Origin of the sequence: Micromonospora sp. NPDC005298 (genome assembly GCF_040607375.1) — a bacterium.
Classification (GTDB): domain Bacteria; phylum Actinomycetota; class Actinomycetes; order Mycobacteriales; family Micromonosporaceae; genus Micromonospora.
This window is the reverse complement of sequence record NZ_JBEXGP010000002.1, coordinates 859242-878881: the sequence shown is the minus strand read 5'-3', so window position 1 is coordinate 878881 and position 19640 is coordinate 859242. Positions and strand designations below refer to the sequence as shown.

General features: G+C 73.7%; 18 protein-coding genes. 9 read left to right on the top strand and 9 right to left on the bottom strand.

From position 1 onward, the window contains the following. Nucleotides 1-4 precede the first annotated feature (4 nt). The 4 genes from ABZS77_RS08865 to ABZS77_RS08850 form a co-directional block, all read right to left on the bottom strand. Nucleotides 5-880, bottom strand: coding sequence for an alpha/beta hydrolase (locus tag ABZS77_RS08865; RefSeq protein ID WP_354819450.1), 876 nt, complete (start codon nucleotides 878-880; stop codon nucleotides 5-7). Between the two features lie 114 nt (nucleotides 881-994). Then, nucleotides 995-1312 (bottom strand): antibiotic biosynthesis monooxygenase, encoded by a 318-nt coding sequence (locus tag ABZS77_RS08860; protein ID WP_354819447.1) that lies wholly within the window; start codon nucleotides 1310-1312, stop codon nucleotides 995-997. Nucleotides 1313-1330: 18 nt separating this feature from the next. Then, nucleotides 1331-2128, bottom strand: a complete 798-nt coding sequence (locus tag ABZS77_RS08855) for an exodeoxyribonuclease III (RefSeq protein ID WP_354819444.1) — start codon at nucleotides 2126-2128, stop codon at nucleotides 1331-1333. A 37-nt stretch (nucleotides 2129-2165) separates the two neighbouring features. Beyond that, complete coding sequence (locus tag ABZS77_RS08850) at nucleotides 2166-3086, bottom strand: PAC2 family protein (protein WP_354819441.1); 921 nt, start codon at nucleotides 3084-3086, stop codon at nucleotides 2166-2168. A gap of 422 nt (nucleotides 3087-3508) precedes the next feature. Between ABZS77_RS08850 and ABZS77_RS08845 the strand changes: the two genes are divergently transcribed. The 3 genes from ABZS77_RS08845 (at nucleotide 3509) to ABZS77_RS08835 (ending at nucleotide 5419) form a co-directional block, all read left to right on the top strand. Then, on the top strand, nucleotides 3509-4360 hold the full coding sequence (locus tag ABZS77_RS08845) for a peptidase M23 (RefSeq protein ID WP_354819438.1): 852 nt from the start codon (nucleotides 3509-3511) through the stop codon (nucleotides 4358-4360). Nucleotides 4361-4467: 107 nt separating this feature from the next. After that, on the top strand, nucleotides 4468-4614 hold the full coding sequence (locus tag ABZS77_RS08840) for a hypothetical protein (protein WP_167517487.1): 147 nt from the start codon (nucleotides 4468-4470) through the stop codon (nucleotides 4612-4614). A 49-nt stretch (nucleotides 4615-4663) separates the two neighbouring features. After that, on the top strand, nucleotides 4664-5419 hold the full coding sequence (locus tag ABZS77_RS08835; RefSeq protein WP_354819434.1) for an EcsC family protein: 756 nt from the start codon (nucleotides 4664-4666) through the stop codon (nucleotides 5417-5419). Nucleotides 5420-5422: 3 nt separating this feature from the next. Here ABZS77_RS08835 and ABZS77_RS08830 read toward each other — a convergent pair whose 3' ends face one another. Continuing rightward, nucleotides 5423-6271 carry a GDSL-type esterase/lipase family protein gene (locus ABZS77_RS08830; protein WP_354819431.1) on the bottom strand — a complete coding sequence of 283 codons (849 nt, stop codon included), beginning with the start codon at nucleotides 6269-6271 and terminating at the stop codon, nucleotides 5423-5425. 190 nt (nucleotides 6272-6461) lie between these two features. On the opposite strand from ABZS77_RS08830, the gene ABZS77_RS08825 reads away from it, so the two are divergent. From ABZS77_RS08825 to ABZS77_RS08805, 5 genes are read left to right on the top strand one after another with little or no spacing between them, the layout of a single operon-like run. Beyond that, nucleotides 6462-6725, top strand: a complete 264-nt coding sequence (locus tag ABZS77_RS08825; RefSeq protein ID WP_354819428.1) for a DUF6343 family protein — start codon at nucleotides 6462-6464, stop codon at nucleotides 6723-6725. 12 nt (nucleotides 6726-6737) lie between these two features. Then, nucleotides 6738-8150 (top strand): NADP-dependent succinic semialdehyde dehydrogenase, encoded by a 1413-nt coding sequence (locus ABZS77_RS08820; protein WP_354819425.1) that lies wholly within the window; start codon nucleotides 6738-6740, stop codon nucleotides 8148-8150. 42 nt (nucleotides 8151-8192) lie between these two features. Beyond that, nucleotides 8193-9158 carry a TIGR03885 family FMN-dependent LLM class oxidoreductase gene (locus ABZS77_RS08815; RefSeq protein ID WP_354819422.1) on the top strand — a complete coding sequence of 322 codons (966 nt, stop codon included), beginning with the start codon at nucleotides 8193-8195 and terminating at the stop codon, nucleotides 9156-9158. Between the two features lie 38 nt (nucleotides 9159-9196). After that, on the top strand, nucleotides 9197-10768 hold the full coding sequence (locus ABZS77_RS08810; RefSeq protein WP_354819419.1) for a Na+/H+ antiporter: 1572 nt from the start codon (nucleotides 9197-9199) through the stop codon (nucleotides 10766-10768). Next, on the top strand, nucleotides 10765-11022 hold the full coding sequence (locus ABZS77_RS08805) for a UBP-type zinc finger domain-containing protein (protein ID WP_354819416.1): 258 nt from the start codon (nucleotides 10765-10767) through the stop codon (nucleotides 11020-11022). Before ABZS77_RS08810 ends, ABZS77_RS08805 begins: the two co-directional genes overlap by 4 nt. Here ABZS77_RS08805 and ABZS77_RS08800 read toward each other — a convergent pair. From ABZS77_RS08800 to ABZS77_RS08790, 3 genes are all read right to left on the bottom strand, one after another. Further along, complete coding sequence (locus ABZS77_RS08800) at nucleotides 10998-12272, bottom strand: MFS transporter (RefSeq protein WP_354819413.1); 1275 nt, start codon at nucleotides 12270-12272, stop codon at nucleotides 10998-11000. The genes ABZS77_RS08805 and ABZS77_RS08800 overlap by 25 nt on opposite strands. A gap of 123 nt (nucleotides 12273-12395) precedes the next feature. Then, nucleotides 12396-13310: a hypothetical protein gene (locus tag ABZS77_RS08795; RefSeq protein ID WP_354819410.1), complete on the bottom strand. Its 915-nt coding sequence runs from the start codon at nucleotides 13308-13310 to the stop codon at nucleotides 12396-12398. 170 nt (nucleotides 13311-13480) lie between these two features. Further along, nucleotides 13481-16090: a glycoside hydrolase family 9 protein gene (locus ABZS77_RS08790; RefSeq protein WP_354819407.1), complete on the bottom strand. Its 2610-nt coding sequence runs from the start codon at nucleotides 16088-16090 to the stop codon at nucleotides 13481-13483. A 249-nt stretch (nucleotides 16091-16339) separates the two neighbouring features. Here ABZS77_RS08790 and ABZS77_RS08785 point away from each other — a divergent pair, with 249 nt between their 5' ends. Continuing rightward, the gene (locus ABZS77_RS08785) at nucleotides 16340-17065 is read left to right on the top strand and encodes a protein phosphatase 2C domain-containing protein (RefSeq protein WP_354819404.1); all 726 of its coding nucleotides are present in this window, start codon (nucleotides 16340-16342) and stop codon (nucleotides 17063-17065) included. Nucleotides 17066-17074: 9 nt separating this feature from the next. On the opposite strand, the gene hrpB is transcribed toward ABZS77_RS08785, so the two are convergent. Next, nucleotides 17075-19621 carry an ATP-dependent helicase HrpB gene (hrpB, locus tag ABZS77_RS08780; protein WP_354819401.1) on the bottom strand — a complete coding sequence of 849 codons (2547 nt, stop codon included), beginning with the start codon at nucleotides 19619-19621 and terminating at the stop codon, nucleotides 17075-17077. Nucleotides 19622-19640: the final 19 nt, after the last annotated feature.

The following is a 19640-nucleotide window of genomic DNA, read 5'->3' as shown; positions in this document are numbered from 1 at the left end:
GGCGTCAGCGCAGGAAGTCCAGCAGGCGGCGGATGGTCTCGTCGGGGGCCTCCTCGGGGATGAAGTGCCCGACCGGGACCGGCTCGCCGCGTACGTCGTCGGCCCACTCCCGCCAGATCGCGAGCGGGTCGTCGTAGAGCTTCGCGACCTGACCGCGTTGGCTCCAGAGCAGCAGCACCGGGCAGGTGATCCGGCGGATTCCCCGGTCGGCCTCGTCCTGCCGGTAGTCCACCGTCGCGGCCGCGCGGAACTCCTCGCAGATCGCGCGGACCCGGGTCGGGTCGCTGAACTGCCGGACGTACGCCGCCCGCACCTCGGGCGGGAATACGTCCGTCACCTCGGGCCAGGTGTCCAGCATGAAGTCGACGAGCACCTCGGGCGCCGCGTCGATGAAGCGTTCGGGCACCGGTGACGGCGCCGCCAGGAAGGACCAGACCCAGTAGGAGAGGCTGAAGTCCCGGTCCGCCCGGTCGTAGACGTCGCCGATCGGGACGACGTCCATGACGGCCAGCCGGGTGACGGCCGCCGGCTCGTCCAGCGCCAGACGGTACGCGCAGCGGGCCCCGCGATCGTGGCCGACGAGGTGGAACCGGTCATGACCCAGACTCCGCATCACCTCGACCTGGTCCCGGGCGACGGCTCGCATGCCGTACGGCTCGTGGTCGGTGGTGCTCGGCGGTGTGCCGCTGTCGCCCCAGCCGCGCAGGTCGGTGGCGACGACGGTGAAGTGCGCGGCGAGCCGAGGCGCCAACCGGTGCCACATGAGGTGCGTTTCGGGAATGCCGTGCAGGAGCAGGACGGGAGGTCCGCTGCCGCCCCGGCGTCCGTGGATCACGGTGCCGGAGGTGGCGATGTCGAACTCGTCGAACCCGTCGAACATCGCCGGAATTCCCCCGCACCTCGTCAGGACCGCCTGCGCCAGCGCGTTCGACGCTATCAGCGGAATTGACCGGTTCGGACCGTTTCCTCGCAGGGCTTCGGCCGCCGACGCCGCCTAGGGCTGGGGGACGTGCAGGGCCACCTCGAACTCCAGGAGGCTGGCACCGCTGGCGACCGGCGGGCGGGGCGTGTCGCCGGGCGCGCCGGCGTGGGCGGCGCGGGACGGGCCGGCGGCCCAAGCCTGGTACGCCTCCTCGCTCTCCCACCTGGTGTAGACGAAGTAGCGGGTCTCGCCGGCCACCGGCCGGAGCAGCTCGAAGCCGAGGAAGCCGGGGGAGTTCTCCACGGTGCCGGCCCGCGCGGCGAACCGCTTCTCCAACTCGGCGCCGGCGCCGGGCGGAACGTCAATTGCGTTGATCTTCACGACTGCCATCTGTCCACCCTAACGAGCTCAGAACGTCTCGACCGCGGGCACCAGGTCCGCGTCGACCACGATCGGGGCGTGGTCGGAGGGGCCCTTGCCCTTGCGGGCCTCGCGGTCCACGTACGCCGAGCGGACCGCCCGGGCGAACGGCGCGGAGGCGTACACGAGGTCGATCCGCATGCCCTTGTTCTGGTGGAACATGCCGGCCCGGTAGTCCCAGTAGGTGAACGGGTGCGGCCCCTTCATCGGGGTGGGCACCACGTCGTCGAGGCCCAGGTCGCGCAGTGCCGCGAGGGCCGCCCGCTCGGCGGGGGTGACGTGGGTGGAGTGGGTGAAGACGGCCGGGTCCCACACGTCGGCGTCGGTCGGCGCGACGTTGAAGTCGCCGCAGACGGTCACCGGCAACGCGGTGGCCAGTTCCGCCTCCAACGCGTCCCGCAGCGCGGCGAACCAGGCCAGCTTGTACGCGTAGTGCGGGTCGTCGGGTGTCCGCCCGTTGGGCACGTACACCGACCAGACCCGCACCCCGTCGCAGGTGGCGGAGATGGCCCGGGCCTCCGGCTCGGGAAAGCCGGGCTCGCCGGCGAACCCGACCCGGACGTCGTCCAACCCGACCCGGGACAGGATGGCCACCCCGTTCCAGCGGCCGTCGCTGTGGCTGGCCACGGTGTAGCCCAGCTCGCCCACCTCGGCCACCGGGAAGGCGCCGTCCGGGCACTTGGTCTCCTGGAGGCAGACCACGTCCGGCCCGGTGTCGGCCAGCCACTCGAGCAGCCGCGGCAGTCGGGCCTTCACCGAGTTCACGTTCCAGGTCGCCAGGCGCATGGCTCCAGCCTGCCGTATCCGCCGCCGCGCCGCCTGGTCAGCTGCCCGGGGTGTCGCCGGGACGGGTCTGTTCGGCCAGGAACCGTTCCAGCTCCGCGCCGAGTTCGTCGGCGGTGGGCAGCGGTCCGGCGTCCGAGGCGAGCAGGTTCTTCTCGCCCCGACCCCGGGCGAACGTGTCGTACTGCTCCTCCAGGGCCTGGACCAGGGCGGCGGCGTCCTCGGTCTGGGCCACCTGCCGGTCGATCTCCACCCGGACCACCTCGGCGGCCGAGCGCAGCCCGTCACCGGGCAGCAGCAGCCCGGTGCTGCGCGACACGGAGGTGAGCAGGACCTCGGCGGCGGCCGGGTACTCGGTCTGCGCCACGTAGTGCGGCACGTGGGCGGCGAAGCCGAGCGCGTCGCGGCCCTGCTCGCCGAGGCGGAACTCCAGCAGGTGACCGACGCTGCCGGGCACCTGGACCCGTTGCAGCCAGGGCTCGTACCCGGCGATCAGCTCGGGGCGGGTGGCGTGGGCCGTCACCCCGGTCGGTCGGGTGTGCGGCACCGCCATCGGGATCGAGTTGAGCCCCACGGTGAGCCGGACGTCGAGTCGGGCGGCGAGCCCGGCCACGGCCGCCACGAACCGTTCCCACTGCAGGTCCGGCTCGGGGCCGGTGAGCAGCAGGAAGGGGGTCTCGTCGTCGTCGTGCAGCAGGTGCAGCTCCAGCTGGGGCGCGTCGACGCTCTCCCAGTGGTCCTCCACGAAGGTCATCACCGGGCGTCGCGAGCGGTAGTCGAAGAGCTGGTCCACGTCGAAGGTGGCGATCGGCCGACCCTCCAGCGAGGTGAGCAGCTGCTCGCGGGCCAGCCGGCTGGCGTTGCCGGCGTCCACGAAGCCGGTGAGGGCCTGGATCAGGACCGGTTGCCCGAGGTCGGGCAGATCGTCGGTGAGCTGGTAGAGCTCGTGTGGGTCGAGCACCGGTGCGGACCTCCCTGGAATGTGCCTACTCGGATGCCGACGCGACGGACGGCACCCGGTTCGGGCAACGTACCCGCCATCCTTGTGCATTCCTGCTTCGGGCGATCCGTCGCCCGGCGGACGAGCATGACCGGACCAATCACCCGATTACGCCACCTGGTGGCCCGTGTCGTCTGAATGGTGGAGTGGCGCTTCCGCCCAAAGGCCTAGTTTGTCGATCATGTCGAGCCCCGGGGTCCGATGTCCGGGCCTGTCGCCGGCCGTGCCGGCCTGCGTGCCGCGCCTGCTTCATCCGGTACGCGAGGTCCGTTCCCCGGGCGGTCCGACGCGCCCCGGTCGTCCACCGGAGCACCCCGGATCTGTGGCGAGCGCCACGTGATCACCGTGCGTGATCGGCGTGTCCGCCTGCCTAGCCTCGGCTGATGCGTGACGACGGCACCCTCGACGACCCGTACGCCCCGAGCAGCCCCACTGCCGATACGGAGGACAGCACCTCAACCGAACGGACAACCACCGCGACTCGGCTCCGGGCGTACGCCCGGGACCTGACCGGTCGACGCCGGGCGCACGTCGCCCTGGCCACCGGCGTGGTGTGCTGCCTCGGGCTGGCCGCGGTCGCGCAGGTCCGTGACGACGGTGCCGGCCCGGCACGGACCGACTCCCTCGCCGGCAGCGCGGAACTGGTGCAGCGTGCCGAGCAGCAGACCGCCTCGCGCGGACTCGACCGCTCCGCCACCCCGTCGACCCCCGCGGCCAGCCCGTCGTCGTCCGCCGACCCGGACACCGCGAAGCGGGCCCGCAAGGCGGCCCCGGCGCCCCCGACCGACCCGGCGCCCGTCGCCGGCCTGGACGAGGACCAGATGGAGAACGCCGAGGCGATCGTCCGCGCCGGGCGTGACATGGGCGTCCCCCGTCGTGGCCTGGTCATCGCGGTGGCCACCGCCATGCAGGAGAGCAACCTGTACAACGTGGCGAGCGGCGTGCTGCCCGAGTCGCAGAACTACCCGCACCAGGGCGTCGGCTGGGACCACGACTCGGTCGGGCTGTTCCAGCAGCGCTCCAGCAGCGGCTGGGGGCCGGTGGGCCGGCTGATGGACCCGGAGTTCGCCACCCGACAGTTCCTCTCCGCCCTCGAGCAGGTGCCCGGCTGGCAGCGGATGCGGCTCACCGACGCCGCCCAGGCGGTGCAGGTCTCCGCGTACCCGGAGCACTACCAGAAGCACGAGTGGCGGGCCGTGCGGGTCGTCGACGCCATCGTGCCGAGCGGGAGGTAACCTTCCGGCCACTATGGACGGTGGGTGGTTGAGCCTGTCGAGTCCCGGGTACATCCGTTGCGGGTTCGGGGTACACATGTCTGAGGGATCATCGACAGGAGGACGTTATGTCACTGATGCAGCGGATCAGCGCGTTTTTGAGATCACCCAAGGGGCAGCAGCTGGTCGACCGTGGTCGGCGCGAGATGGCCAAGCCCGCCAACCAGCAGAAGCTCAAGGGGTTGGCGTCGCGGTTCTCCAACCGCCGTCGCTGACCGTCCCGTCGGCCGTCCTGCCCGCCGTACCCACCCCTGGGGAGCCCCGGTGACCGACACTCCGCCCGTCGGCGGCCAGCCCGCCGCGCCCACCCCCCAGCCGTCCGTCGACCCGCCCGGCGGGCCGACGGAGGCTGTGGAGGGCCCACCGGCCCGCCTCTGGGACCGGATGCGCGACGATCCGCAGTACGCCCCGGAGCACCTCGCGCTGGAGGCGGTGCGTCGACTCGGCCCGGAGGCCGCGCAGTGGGCGGGTCGGGCCCGGGCCGAGCAGCCCGGCGTCTCGGCCGACGCGCTGGCCGACCAGGCGACCCGCAAGTTCGTCAATCTGGCCCGCCTCTCCGGTGCGGTATCCGGTGCGGCCGGGTTGCCCGGCGCCGTCCTCGACGTGGGGGTGCTGGCCTGGACCCAGGCGCGGATGGTGCTGCACATCGCCGCCGCGTACGACGTCGACCCGCTGCACACCGACCGGGCCACCGACCTGCTGGTGCTCCAGCGGGTGCACAAGGTCGCCGAGAGCGCCCGCCTGGCGCTCGGGGTCGCCGCCGGCCGCGAACGCGCCGACGCGCTCTTCGGCCTCGGCGGCCACCGTCCGCTCGGCCGGGTCATGCTCCAACTCGGCGTCCGGCTGGCCCGGATGGCGGGTGTACGGGCGGCCAAGCGGATGTTCGCCAAGGTCATACCCGGCGCGGCGATCGTGCTGGGCACCTGGGCCAATTCGTCGGCCACCAAGGAACTCGCCGAGCGCTCCCGGGAGCTCTATCGTCCGCGCGGCACCGCCCTGCCGGGCCCTCGGCGCGGCTGAGCGTCAGTCGGCGAGGCCGGAGGAGCGCCAGGTCACCTCGGCGAGCCGGCCCTGGCCACTGACGTTGGGGTGGAACCAGTCCAGCGGGTTCAGCATGTCCAGGGTGAAGCGGACCCCGTGCACGGCGCCGCCGTCGTGCCGGCAGCGCGAGCCGTACGCCCGGCACGCCTTCACCAGCTCGTCGTTGTAGGCGTCGATCCGGTCCCGCACGGCGCTCCGACGGGTCCGGTCGGCGGGCGCGGTCGACGTCGCGTTCGCCAGCAGTGCCGGGCAGACACCACGTCGCCAGGCGCGCACGGCCCGCGAGTCACCGTGCCCGACCTCCCAGAGCCGGTACAGGTCGGGAATGCTCACCACCAGCACCCGGGCCTTGGGCCGCCCGGTCCGCAGCGCCCGCAGGCCGCGGTCCACGTCGGCCCGGAACTCGGCCACCGGCGTCATCGCGTCCACCCCGCCCCGGCACACGTCGTTGGCGCCGATCAGCACGGTGACGTAGTCGGCGCGGTCACGTACCGCGGCCTTCGCCTGACCCTCCAGGGCGTCCGCGCGGGCGCCGGGACGGGCGTGGTTGTACGCCCGGCCGCGGATCTCCGGGTCCTGGTCGAGCAGTCGCCGGTAGTGGCTGCGCACCCGCAGGCCGTCCCCGGTCGACCAGGAGTTGCGCTCGCAGGAGGTGAGCACCAGGCAGGAGGCGAAGCCGGTGCTGATCGAGTCGCCGAGCGCCGCGATGCCGCCCGGCCCGCCGGACGGTGCGCTCCCGGTCGGGCGCGGTGTCGCCGAACCGTCCCCCTCGCAGGCCAACGCGACGAGCGCCGCGAGGCAGGCCAGGGCGGCGATCCAGCGTCGAGGCATGACGTCCCCCGTTCCGGCAGCGCAGAGCGACAGCCTGGTAACTCTATGCGTAGGACGTGGTCGGTCGGGAAGTCGCTGTCCGGAATGCGGCAGAGCGCCCGCGCCGACGTCGCGCGGCTGCTATAAGACCGCGTGGACGGCGCGAACCCCGTACCGGTTAACGCCGCCGATCGGGGGTAGTTCGGGAGGTATGACGAGATCGCAGCCCCGGCGCGCCCGCGGCACGGTCGGCCACGCGAACAGCGCGCTGAACCTCCGCCTCGCCCTGGCCACCTTCGGCCTGGTGATCATGGTGGTCTTCGCGGTGCTGGCGTTCTGGGCCGGCATCGCCTGGCTCGGCGTGGTCTGCGCGATCCTCGCCGTCGTCGCCGTGGTCGACCTGGTCGTGATCCAGCGCCGCCGCGCCGCCCGCCGCCGCGAGGAGCCGGGCGTACGACACTCGCTGTTCGAGTGACAGGAGGACGAGATGCCCATCGCCACCACCAACCCCGCCACCGGTCAGGTGCTCAAGACCTACGAGGCGATGTCCACCGAACAGCTCGACGCCGCCATCGAGCGGACCCATCTCGCGTTCCAGCAGCTCCGGGCGACCACCGTCGAGCAGCGCGCCGGGTGGATGAGGGCGGCGGCCGACCTGCTGGACGCCGAACGCGACGAGATCGCCCGGATCATGACCACCGAGATGGGCAAGACGTACGTGGCGGCGCGGGCCGAGGTGACCAAGTGCGCCTCGGCCGCCCGCTTCTACGCCGACAGGGCGCCGGCGTTCCTCGCCGACGAGCCGGCCGACGCCGACGCCGTCAAGGCGACCCGGGCGTTCATCCGCTACCAGCCGATCGGTGCGGTGCTCGCGGTGATGCCGTGGAACTTCCCGCTCTGGCAGGTGATGCGCTTCGCCGCGCCGGCGCTGATGGCCGGCAACACCGGCCTGCTCAAGCACGCCTCGAACGTGCCGCAGACCGCGCTTCTGCTGGAGGACGTGTTCCGGCGTGCCGGCTTCCCCGAGGGGGCGTTCACCACCGTGCTGGTTGGCTCGGACGCCGTCGACCGCATCCTCAGCGACCCCCGGGTCCGCGCCGCGACGCTCACCGGCAGCGAACCCGCCGGCCGTTCCATCGCCCAGATCGCCGGACGGGAGCTGAAGAAGACGGTCCTCGAACTCGGCGGTAGCGACCCGTTCGTGGTGATGCCCTCGGCCGACGTGGACCGGGCCGCCGAGGTGGCCACCACCGCCCGCTGCCAGAACAACGGCCAGTCCTGCATCGCCGCGAAGCGCTTCATCGTGCACACCGACGTGTTCGACGCGTTCGCCGAGAAGTTCGCCGCGAACATGGCCGCGCTGCGCGTCGGCGACCCGATGGACCCGGACACCGACGTCGGGCCGCTGGCCAGCGAGCGGGGTCGCGACGAGGTGCACGCCCAGGTCCAGGACGCCGTGGACAACGGCGCGACAGTGCTCTGCGGTGGCGAGCTGCCAGGCGGCGACGGCTGGTTCTACCCGCCGACAGTCGTCACCGACCTCACCCCGCAGATGCGGATGTGGTCCGAGGAGGTCTTCGGCCCGGTCGCCGGCCTGTTCCGGGTGTCCTCGTACGAGGAGGCGATCGAGGTCGCCAACGGCACCAGCTTCGGGCTCGGCTCGAACGCCTGGACACGGGACCCGGCCGAGCAGGAACGCTTCGCCACCGACCTGGACGCCGGCAACGTCTTCATCAACGGGATGACCACCTCGTACCCGGAGCTGCCGTTCGGCGGTGTGAAGAACTCCGGCTACGGGCGGGAGCTGTCCGCGCTGGGCATGCGGGAGTTCTGCAACACCAAGACGGTCTGGGTGGGCGAGGGCGCGGCCTCGGCCGGCGCGGGGGCGCACGCCGAATGACGCATGCGTCAGGCGCCCGCATCATGGGTAGGAAGTGCGCCCATGACGCAGTTCGGGTTCCACGCCTCGCATGAACAGATCGGTCCGCGCGCCCTGCTGGAGGCGGTGATGCACGCCGAGCGGGCCGGCTTCGACGCCGCCATGTGCTCGGACCACTTCTCCCCGTGGAGCGCCCGGCAGGGCGAGTCCGGCTTCGCCTGGTCCTGGCTGGGCGCCGCGCTCCAGGCCACCGGCATGCCGTTCGGCGTGGTCAACGCACCCGGGCAGCGGTACCACCCGGCGATCATCGCGCAGGCGATCGGCACCCTCGGCGCGATGTACCCGGGCCGGTTCTGGGCCGCGCTCGGCACCGGTGAGGCCAGCAACGAGCACATCACCGGCGACGCGTGGCCCCGCAAGGACGTCCGCGCGGCCCGCCTGCGCGAGTGCGTCGACGTGATCCGGGCGCTCCTCGCCGGTGAGGAGGTCAGCCACGACGGTCTGGTCCGGGTGGACCGGGCCCGGCTGTGGACCCGCCCCGAGGAGCCGCCCGCGCTCGTCGGCGCCGCCGTCAGCGTGGCCACCGCCCGCTGGTGCGCCGAGTGGGCGGACGGCCTGATCACCGTCAACGCGCCGAAGGCGCACCTGCGGGAGATGATCGACGCGTACCGGGACGCCGGTGGCCGTGGACCCCTGCACCTGCAGGTGCACGTCTCCTGGGCGCCGGAGCAGGAACAGGCCGAGGCCCTCGCGTACGACCAGTGGCGCAGCAACGTCTTCGCCCCGCCGGTCTGCTGGGACCTGGAGACCGTCGAGCACTTCGACGTGGTGTCCGCCGACGTGCCGGCCCGGCGGGTCGCCGACGTGGTGAACATCTCGGCCGACCTGGGCCGCCACGTCGGATGGCTCGAGGAGTACGTGGAACTCGGCTTCGACCAGATCGCCCTGCACCACGTGGGGCAGGAGCAGCGCGGCTTCATCGACGCGTTCGGTGCGGAGGTGCTGCCGAAGTTGCGCCGCGCCGGCTGATCGAGGGCCCAACCGGCGGACCCCTAGGCTCGTACCCCATGGAAAGCCTGTTTCCGGTCGTCGTCTTCCTGGCGATCGCCACCCTGGGTGCCGCGCTGGCCCGCCGGCTCGGCCTGCTCGCGCCGATCGTGCTGGTCGTCCTCGGCCTGGCGCTGTCGTACGTGCCGGGCTTCCCCCAGGTCGAGCTGGACCCCGAGCTGGTGCTCGTCGGCATCCTGCCGCCGCTGCTCTACGTCGCCGCGCTGGAGACGTCGGTGCCGGCGTTCAAGACCAACATCAGGCCGATCCTGCTGCTCGCCGTCGGCCTGGTGCTGTTCACCGCGTTCGTGGTCGGGTTCGTGGTGCACCTGCTGTTGCCGCAGCTGCCGTTCGCGATCTGCCTGGCCCTCGGCGCGGTGGTCGCCCCACCCGACGCGGTGGCCGCCACGGCGGTCGCCCGGCGGGTGGGACTGCCCCGCCGGGTGGTCACCATCCTGGAGGGCGAGAGCCTGGTCAACGACGCGACCGCGCTGGTGCTGCTGCGGGTCGCGACGATGGCGACCGTCGGCTCGGCGGTCGGCACCACCGAGGTCGCCGTCGAGGTGCTGCGGGCCACCGGCGGCGGCATCCTGATCGGGGCGCTCGGCGCGCTGGTCTTCGGTTTCCTGCACCGGCGGATCACCGACCCGCTGCTGGACAACGCGCTGTCCCTGATCATCCCGTTCGCCGTGGTGTTCACCGCCGAGCACCTGCACGCCTCCGGCGTGGTCGCGGTGGTCGTCACCGGCCTGGTGCTCGGGCACAAGCTGCCCCAGCTGCTGTCGGCGGCGTCCCGCTTGCAGATCGGCGCGTTCTGGCGGCTGGTCCGGTTCCTGCTGGAGGGCCTGGTCTTCCTGCTGGTCGGGCTCCAACTGCGGGAGGTGCTGCACGACCTGGACGAACCGGTCGGCTCGGTCCTCCTGACCACTCTCGCGGTGCTCGCCGCCGTCTTCCTGACCCGGTTCGTCTGGCTCTTCCCGGCCACCTACCTGGCCCGGTTGGTGCCCCGGGTCCGCCGCCGGGACGCCCGGCCGTCGCCCAAGGTCCCGATCATCATCGGCTGGGCCGGCATGCGCGGTGTGGTGACCCTGGCCGCCGCCCTCGCCCTGCCGCTGACCCTGGCCGACGGCGAGCCGTACCCCCGGGCGCTGTTCATCTGGCTGGCCTTCGCGGTGATCGTCTTCACGCTCGTCGGTCAGGGCGCCACGCTGCCGCTCGTCGCCCGCCGGTTGAAGCTGCCGCAGGACGACCCCGTGCAGGACGCGCTGTCCGCCGCCGGCGTGCAGCAGCAGGCCAGCCGGGCCGCTCGCGAACGCCTCGACGAACTGGCCGACAGCGCCCCCGAGTCGGTGGTGGCCCGACTGCGCCGGGCGTCGGAGGACCGCACCAACATGGCCTGGGAGCGGCTCGGAGGGGCCGAGCGGGAAACCCCGTCGCAGGCGTACGGTCGGCTGCGACAAGAGATGATCGACGCCGAGCGGGAGGTGTTCCGGGCTGCCCGGGACTCCGGTCGGATCCCTGAGGAGGTGCTGGTGCAGGCCTATCGTGACCTGGACCTGGAAGAGTCGTTGCTGCGGGAGGTCGAGAAGTGAGCTGTCAGCATCTGACCGAGGCCGGTGCCGCCGAGCCGCGTACCCCCGACGAGTGCGCGGACTGCGTCGCCATCGGCGACACGTACTGGGTGCACCTGCGCACCTGTCTGAGTTGCGGGCAGGTCGGCTGCTGCGACTCGTCGCCCAACCAGCACGCCAGCAAGCACTACGCGTCCACCGGCCACCCGGTGATCCGCTCGGCGCAGCCGGGCGAGGCCTGGCGCTGGTGCTACGTCGACGAGGAGATCGGCTGACCGCTCGCCGGGGCTGGTGCGGCGCGTGTCGCCAGGGCCCGTCGGGTGAGCGGCGGCACGGCCAGACCGGTCACGGCGAGCAGCCCCGCCAGGGCCAGCCAACCGAGCGGGCCGCCGTCGAGGATCAGCCAGGTCAGTGACGCCGGACCCACCGCGCGGGCCAGTCCGGTCAGCAGTCCGTCGACCCCCTGGTAGGCGCCGAGGGCGTCCGGGGCGGCCAGGTCGTAGGACAGTGCCGCCCCGGCCGCGCCGTGCCACAGGTCTCCGACGGTGTAGATCACGGTGGCGCCGAGCAGCAGGATGACCGCCGGCGCGGTGGGCACGGCGTCGGTCGCGGCCCAGAGCAGCATCCCGGCCGCGAGCACCAACCCGGCCCGGCGCATCGTGCTCGCCGCCGGCAGCGCGCGCCGCGCGCCACGGCTCAGCCGTACCGCGAGGAGCACGGTGAGCAGCGTGTTGACCAGGAGCACGGCGGAGACCGTCACCAGCGGCGCGGCGGTGCGGGTCACCACCCACAGCGGCAGCACCAACGTCAGTGCCACCCAGTGCAGGGAGAGCACCGCCGAGGCCCCGGCGACCGCTAGGAACGGCCAGTCGCGCAGCGCGCGACCCGCTCGCGGCCGCACGCCCCGCCGGACCGGCGGGTACTCCGGCAGACGCATGATCAGCGCCGCCGAGACCAGATAGGTGGCGACGTTGCCCAACACCAGCAGCCGGTACGCCCACCCGGTGTCCGCCACCAGCGCGAACCCGCCCAGCGCCGCGCCGAGCGCCACGCCCAGGTTTGCCACCGCGCGCAGGGTGGCGAAGGCGTGCACCCGTCCCTGCGGACCGCCGACGGCCGCCACCAGCGCGGCGCGGACCGCCAGGTTGCCGGAGACCAGCAGCGCGTCCAGGGTGGCCACCAGCAGGAAGACCGGAAAGGAGCCGACCAGCAGGTACGCGGCCGCGACGGCGGCCTGCGCCAGTTGCAGGACCGCGCGGAGACTCCGTGGATCGCAGCGGTCGGCCAGCCCGCCGAGCGGCACGCTGGCGGTCAGCCCGACCAGACCGGCGGCGGTGAGCCCCAACCCCACCTCGGCCGGCGTCAACCCCACGGCACGGGTGAGATAGAGCGCCGCGCCCGTCACCCACAGCCCGCTGCCGACCGTGTTGGCGAGGGTGGCAAGCGACAGGGTGCGCAGCCGGCCGGGAGGCGGCAGCGGCGACAGAGACCGCCAACGGCCGCGAAGCCCCGCCGTGATGCCCACACGTCGACCCTAGGGGCGGTGCCCGCGCACCGGTGCCCCGCGCCGTGCGGCCCCGGTCACAGCCCGCCGCCGGTACCGCTCGTTGCCCGGCTCCGGGCGGGCGTTCAGGTCGCCGGGTCCGGTTCAGCGGGGCATGTGGTCGACGAGGCGTTCGGTGGCGAGGCAGGAGATGAGACAGCGTTCCTTCGCGTCGCCGCTGAGCCGGGCGGTCCAGTCCGTGAGGCCGCCGTCGCCGATCTCCAGGCTGCCGTCCAGGATGCTGATCCGCAGGGCACAGCCCGTGTAGTAACCGCGACCGCGCTCCCGCTCCGGCTCGTCGACGAGCGGCACGACGGTCCCGCCGAGCGCCGGTCGGACGGTGTCGGCCAGTCGCTCCCGGACGATCCCGTCGTCGAGGGCCGTGACGTGCAGCCGTGGCGCGGCCGTGGGGGCCAGCTCGGCCAGGACGGTCCGCCAGTAGGTCAGGTGCCGCACCAGCAGTCGAGCCTCGGTGCTGCCCGAGCCGGCGTCCCGCGCGCTGGACACCAGGCAGAAGAGCCGGAAGTGCGCCGGGGCGCCGGTGCCGAAGTCCTGTGCCCGCAGCGCCCGGTGGGCGGCGGCGAGGTGCACCTCGCCGCCCCGGCGGCGGCGTACGGCCGCCTCGACGGCGAGGGCGTTCGTGGGATCGCTCAGTACCTCGCTGGCACGCATGGTGGTGACGATCCGGTTCTGGCTGACCGGCGCGACCGCCGAGCAGGTGCCCACCGGTACGACAGGCGACAGCTCCACGCCGGAGACGTCGGCCGGCAGCAGCTGCCACATGCGGGCCTCCACCCGCGCGAGGTCACGTGGGTCGGCGTGGGCCGGGCGCACGAAGCGATCCTCACGCCAGCGGCGCACCACGTCGGGTGGGCGTACGGCGGCCGCGCGGTCCTGGGCCACGCCCAGCAGCAGGGTACGCAGGTCCGCACCGGACAGGCCGGCCAGTGCGGCCCGCGTCCCGGCCGGCAGCCGCGCCCACACCCGTCGCTGCGCCTCGGTCGGTCCATCGCCATCCACGGCTCACACACTGGTTGATCCGGTGCGGTGCGCCAAGCGGGTTTGTGGCTGCCCGGTGATCCGTTCACGTCATCAGCTCCACAGCGACCGGCCACCACGGTAGCCACCCGCCGGCCGGGGCGAGCGCATCCTGGTGGCCGCCCGTGGGGGGCGGCCACCAGGATGGAGGGTCAGCTCAGCGAGCAGGCCGCTCCGTTGACCGTGACCAGCCCCGGATCGGGGTTGGCGCCGCCGGCCGTCGTCGCGTTGAAGCCGAACGTCACAGTGCCGCCGGGAGCGATCCTGGCGTTGTGCGACTCGTTGCGCGCGGTCACCGTCGCGCCGGACTGGGTGACCTTCGCCAGCCAGGCCTCGCGGACCCGCTGGTCGCCGGTGAACGCGAAGCGCACGCTCCAGCCGTTGACCGCCGTGGCGCCGGTGTTGCGGATGGTCAGCTGCCCGGTGAACCCGGTGCCGCCCTGCCAGGTGCCGTAGTTGCTGTAGTGCACCGAGCAGGTGGTGGCCGGCACCGCGCCGGCGTCACCCTGGTCGGCCAGGAACGAGGCGATCCACGCCAGCGCCGAGTTCCAGTTGATCGCCACCTCGTTCGTCGAGTACGAGTTGATGTCGTCGACGTAGCAGAACTGGGGCGCGCAGCCGGTCAGCAGCTGCGCCACGAACGGGTCCTGCAGGGCCGCGTTCGCGCCACCGGCCATCGAACCGTCCGGCGGGCGGGGCATGCCCGGGTCGAGCTGGTGGCCGAAGATGCGGCTGTGCTGGTTCTGCGCCGCGTGCTCGCCCCAGCCGGTGACGTAGGAGATGTTCAGGGCGTTGCGGCCGAAGATGTAGTCCATCGCCTGCACCGCGCCGTCGCGGTAGGCGGGGTTGCGGGTCAGGTCGAACGCCGTCGCCAGCACCACGGCGTTGTTGATGATGTTGCTGTTGCCGCCCCAGAAGTAGCTGTTGGTGTCACCGGGCATCGGCAGCCCGTACGCCTGGCGGCGCAGCTCGGCGAGGTACGCGTCGGCGGCGGTGGTGACCGAGGAGCGGATCCGGGTCAGCTCGGCGGCGGGCAGCCCGTTCGGCACGGTGGCCAGGTCGAGACGGCCCAGCGCGGCGACGCTCTGCCAGCCGAAGCCACGGGCGTCGAACACGTCGCCGGTGTGGTGCGGCGAGGCGGTCAGGTCGGACAGGTAGGTCTGCGCCCCGGTGGTGAGGTACAGCTCGACCGCCGCCCAGTAGAACTCGTCGGTGACGTTCGTGTCGTCGTACGCGCCGCCGCCGGTGCCGTCGGTGGGGCTGGCGTACACCGCGGGGTGGGCCTTGGCCGCCGCGTAGGCCGTCTTCGCGGCGGTGGCGCAGCGGCCGGCGAACGCCGCGTCGTACGGCGCGAAGAGTCGCGCGCACTGGGCGGCGGTGGCGGCCAGGTTGAGGGTGGCGGCGGTGGACGGCGGGTGCAGCTCACGCGGCTGCGGGTCGTCCTGCGGGGCGAGCGGAAGCCCGGTCCAGTTCTGGTCGTGGATCTTGTGGTGGACCATGCCGGCGAGCGGCTTGCCGGCCGGTACCTGCATGCGCAGCAGGAACTCCAGCTCCCAGCGGGCCTCGTCGAGGATGTCCGGCACGGCGTTGCCGCGCTCGGGAACCCGCAGCGTGCTGTCGGCCAGCCGGGCGCCGCCGTCGGCGGTGGCGGCCGTCTTGGTCCGCTCGAAGGTGTTCAACAGCTGGTAGGTGGCGATGCCGCCGTTGACGACGTACTTGCCGTGGTCGCCGGCGTCGTACCAGCCGCCGCGCACGTCCAGCGAGTAGTCGCAGACACCCGGCTGGCAGGGCACGTTGGTGTCGCCCTTGTTGGGCGCCACACCGAGGTGACCGGCCGGGCGCGCGTACTCGTCGCCGATCAGGTCACCGTCGATGGCGATGCCGCTGCGCTGGGCGTAGAAGAACTGCAACGAGTCCGAGCGGAGCTGGTCGTAGAGCGTGCCGGAGATGTCGAACGGGCGGCTCGTCTCCCCGTCCACGGTGAGCGTCAGCCCGGTCCCGGGGGTGCGGTAGGTGGAGAAGTCGACGGTCTGCACGTTCTGCCCGGAGGCGGCGTCGACGCCGCGTGCGGTGGTGGTGCCGCTCGCCACGACGGCGCCGGCGCCGGATCGCAGCTGCCAGGGCAGCGGCTCGGTGGCGTCGGTGACCACTGTGGCGTTCTTCGGCCCGCCGGGCAGGTAGCCGACCTGGTTGACGCGGACCCGCGGCCCGGTGTCCGGCACGTATGGCTCGGGCGGCTCGCCGCCGCGCAGCGAGACGTCGTCCAGGCAGATGGTCTGCGTCTCGGGGGAGCCGCCGACCTGGAAGATCAGTTGGGCGTTCGGGTTGTCGTCCGGGACGGTGAAGGTCTGTTCGACGCGCTGGGCGGTGCCGGTGGCGGTGGCGTCCACGGCGGCGTACGTGGTGTACGGGGCGCTGCCGAGCTGGAGCACGGCCTTGACCGCCGCGCCGGGGGTGGCGGAGACGGCGAAGCCGAGGGTGTACTCGGCGCCGGCGATCAGCGGTACGCCGTCCTGGCCGATGCCGGCGTCCCACGGGTTGGCCAGCCCGCCCGCGACCGTGGTGCAGAGCCGCCCGTCGGTGACGGCGAGCGCGCCGGTGCCGAAGGAGAACCAGGGGCTGACGCCGGCGCTGAAGTCGCCGTTGTCGATCTGTTCGGGGGCGTCCGGTGGTGGGTCGGCGTGGGCCGCGCCGGCGCCCGCGCCGGTGAGGGCGAGGGCGGTCGCCGCGGCCAGCAGGAGGCGGCGTCGGGGAGTCGTCACGGGGAGTCCTTCCGGGACCGGGGGTGGGACGGTGGTGGAGGCGAATTCTGGGAGCGCTCCCAGTTATCAGCTCGATGTTTCCAGTGGCGATCCACCGTGTCAATTGATCTGACTGGATGGGTTTTGCCGCGCAACAGGGGCGCCAGCGCAGTGAGGAGCCGACGCCGAGACGTGAGATTGACCGCGCCACGCGCCGCCGTCCTGATCTCCTAGAGACAACTGCGCCCTTCGCCTGGCAGGCTGCCTCCCATGACCCTGAAGCTGCGTTCCGTGGGAACGAGCGACCGTGGGCTGATCCGCAGCGGAAACCAGGACGCCCTGCACGCCGGCACCTGGCTCGTCGCCGTCGCCGACGGCATGGGCGGAATGGCCGCCGGCGACCTCGCCAGCGCGCTCACCATCGACGCGGTCGCCCCGCTCGACGTGGAGACGCCCGAGGACGCCCTGGTGGCCGCGCTCCAGGGCGGCATCGCCGTGGCCACCGCGCGGATCCGGCAGGCGGTCGCCGAGGACCCCGAACGTCAGGGCATGGGCACCACGCTGACCGCCCTGCTCTTCGCCCGTACCGGCAGCTGCCTGGCCCTGGCCCACATCGGCGACTCGCGGGCGTACCTGTTCCGCGAGGGCGTGCTCAAGCAGGTCACCCGGGACGACACCTTCGTCCAGATGCTGGTGGACCAGGGCGTGATCACCGCGGAGCAGGCCAGCAGTCATCCGCGTCGGGCCGTCGTCACCCAGGCGTTGCAGGGCGAGGAGGTCTCCCCGTCGTACGCCACGATGGTGCCCCGCGCCGGTGACCGGTGGCTGCTGTGCAGCGACGGCCTCTCCAACGTGGTCCGCCCGGACACGCTCGCCGAGGTGCTCGCCGGCCATCCGGACCGGACCGCCTGCGTGGCCAAGCTCATCGACCTGGCGCTGCACGCCGGCGCACCGGACAACGTCACGGTCGTGGTGGCCGACGTGGTGCAGGAGTGACAGGCCCGCTCAGCGCCGGCGCGGTGTGACCCGGCGGGTCGGCGTCGCCGTCCCCGGGTCCTGCGGCCACGGGTGCCGGGGGTAGCGTCCGCGCAGCTCCGAGCGCACCTGCGGGTAGCCGGTGCGCCAGAACGAGGCCAGGTCGGCGGTGACCGCGACCGGCCGTCCGGCGGGGGAGAGCAGGTGCAGCAGCACCGGCACCCGACCGTCGGCGATGCGCGGGGCCGCCGGCCAGCCGAACGTCTCCTGGAGTTTCACCGCGAGCACCGGCGCCGCCGGGTCGGTGTAGTCGACCCGGACCCGTGAGCCGCTGGGCACCTCGATCCGTTCGGGTGCCAGCTCGTCCAGCCGGGCCGCCTGCCGCCACGGCAGCAGCCGGCGCAGCGCCGAGGCCACGTCCACCCGGGCCAGGTCCGCGCGCCGTCGGGCGGTGGCCAGTTCCGGGCCGAGCCAGGTGGGCGCGGCGTCGAGCAGCGCCTCGTCGCCGACGTCCGGCCACTCGGCGCCGAGGTGGTGCCGGCTGAACGCCAGCCGCTCGCGCAGGGCCCGGGCCGCCGGCGTCCAGGACAGCAGGGCCACCCCCTCCTGGCGCAGCCCGGTCAGCAGCGCCTCGGTCACCTCGGCGCGTTCCGGGCGGTCGATCCGGCGTTGGAGCAGTTCGATCGCGCCCAGCCGGGTCACCTCCCGGGCCACCACGTCCCCGTCGGACCAGCCCACCTCCCGCCGGGTGGACAGCAGCGGACCGGCCGCCTCCCGGGCGGTCGCCTCGTCCACCGGCGTGGCCCGGCGGATCCGCGCCGACGGCGCCCCGGGGCTGCGGTCCGCGACGGCGACCGCCAGCCAGTCGGAGCCGACCAGCGCCGACCCGGCGGCCAGCTGCGCGGCGGTTCCGCCGGCCATGAGGTACGCCGAGCCGCCCGGTCGCCGCACCCGCGCCAGCCGTTCCGGGTACGCCAGACCGACCAGCAGCCCCGCGGCGAGATCATCGGTCAGCCCGGCCCGTCCGGCGGTCTCCGGGCCACGCGCACCGGCCCGGCCCTCCGCCGGGGAGTCGACGGGCAGTGCGGCGCGCAGCCGTCGTACCTCGGTGCGCCAGCGGGCGGTCGCTCCCGGGTCGGTGCCGGCGCGCAGCCGCCGCCAGCCGGCGACCAGGTCGTCGCCGGGCCCGGCCGCGCTCTCCTCGGAGAGCAGGGCCACCACCTCGGCGGCGCGGTCCGCGCCGGCCCGGCCCGCGCCGTCGAGCAGCGCCCGTGCCAGCCGGGGGTGCGCGCCGGCGGCGGCGATCGTCCGTCCGCGCGCGGTGATCCGGCCGTCGGCGTGCACCGCGCCCAGGGTGACCAGGGTTTCCCGGGCCACCGTCAGCGCCGCGGCCGGCGGCGCGTCGGGCAGCGCCAGCCCGACGCCGTCCGGCTGACCCCAGGCGGCCAGCTCCAGCGCGAAGCCGGTCAGGTCGGCGGTGGCGATCTCCGGCTCGGCGCGGGCGGGCAGCCGTTCGTGGGTCGCCGCCGACCAGCACCGGTAGACGCATCCGGGGGCCTCCCGGCCGGCCCGGCCGGCCCGCTGGGTGGCGGCGGCCCGGGAGACCGGCACGGTCACCAGCGCGCCCAACCCCCGGGCCAGGTCGACGCGGGGCACCCGGGACAGCCCGGCGTCCACCACGACGCGTACGCCGGGCACGGTCAGGCTGGTCTCGGCCAGGGCGGTGGCCAGCACGACGCGTCGCCGGTCGGCGGGGCGCAGGGCGGTGTCCTGTTCACTGCCGCGCTGACGCCCGTGCAGGGGCAGGATCGCGACGGTGTCCCGCAGGTCGGCGAGCCGGCCGCCGACGGCCGCGATCTCGCCCGCGCCGGGCAGGAAGACCAGCACGTCGCCGTCGTGCTCGCGCAGCGCCCGCCGGACGGTGGCCGCCACGTGGTCGAGCAGCGCCCGGTCGACCGGCCCCGCTCCGGCCGGCGCGACCGGCCGGGGCGGTGGCGCCCAGATCCGCCGTACCGGGTGCAGCGCCGACTCGGCCCGTACGACCGGGGCGGGGGCGGTGCCGCCGAGCAGTGCGGCGAAGCGGTCGGTGTCCGGGGTGGCGGACATCGCCAGCAACCACAGGTCCGGCCGGAGGGTGGCCCGCGCCTCGACAGTGAACGCCAGCGCCAGGTCCGCGTCGAGGTGCCGCTCGTGGCACTCGTCGAGCAGCACGGCACCCGTGCCGGGCAGCTCCGGATCCTGGTGCAGGCGGCGGACGAGCAGGCCGGTGGTGACCACCTCGACGCGGGTGGACGGGCCGACCCGGCGCTCGCCGCGCACCGCGTAGCCGACCCGTTCGCCGACCTTCTCGCCGAGCAGGTCGGCCATCCGCCGGGCGGCGGCGCGGGCCGCCACCCGACGCGGTTGCGCGATCACCACCCGACCGGTCACCCGGTCGGCCACGGCCAGCGGCGCCAGGGTGGTCTTGCCGGTGCCGGGCGGGGCCACCAGCACACCGGCGCCGGCCGCGTCTAGTGCCGCGACCAGCGCCGGCAGCACCGGACGGACCGGCAGGTCGAGGGTTACGTCGGAGAGCACGGCCCAGTCTCGCACCGGC

Coding starts and splice junctions, on each gene's coding strand:
- ABZS77_RS08785 (WP_354819404.1), top strand. CDS start 16,340: ATGACCCTGAAGCTGCGTTCCGTGGGAACGAGCGACCGTGGGCTGATC.
- ABZS77_RS08815 (WP_354819422.1), top strand. CDS start 8,193: ATGACGCAGTTCGGGTTCCACGCCTCGCATGAACAGATCGGTCCGCGC.
- ABZS77_RS08865 (WP_354819450.1), bottom strand. CDS start 880: ATGTTCGACGGGTTCGACGAGTTCGACATCGCCACCTCCGGCACCGTG.
- ABZS77_RS08830 (WP_354819431.1), bottom strand. CDS start 6,271: ATGCCTCGACGCTGGATCGCCGCCCTGGCCTGCCTCGCGGCGCTCGTC.
- ABZS77_RS08825 (WP_354819428.1), top strand. CDS start 6,462: ATGACGAGATCGCAGCCCCGGCGCGCCCGCGGCACGGTCGGCCACGCG.
- ABZS77_RS08855 (WP_354819444.1), bottom strand. CDS start 2,128: ATGCGCCTGGCGACCTGGAACGTGAACTCGGTGAAGGCCCGACTGCCG.
- ABZS77_RS08845 (WP_354819438.1), top strand. CDS start 3,509: ATGCGTGACGACGGCACCCTCGACGACCCGTACGCCCCGAGCAGCCCC.
- ABZS77_RS08820 (WP_354819425.1), top strand. CDS start 6,738: ATGCCCATCGCCACCACCAACCCCGCCACCGGTCAGGTGCTCAAGACC.
- ABZS77_RS08840 (WP_167517487.1), top strand. CDS start 4,468: ATGTCACTGATGCAGCGGATCAGCGCGTTTTTGAGATCACCCAAGGGG.
- ABZS77_RS08860 (WP_354819447.1), bottom strand. CDS start 1,312: ATGGCAGTCGTGAAGATCAACGCAATTGACGTTCCGCCCGGCGCCGGC.
- ABZS77_RS08810 (WP_354819419.1), top strand. CDS start 9,197: ATGGAAAGCCTGTTTCCGGTCGTCGTCTTCCTGGCGATCGCCACCCTG.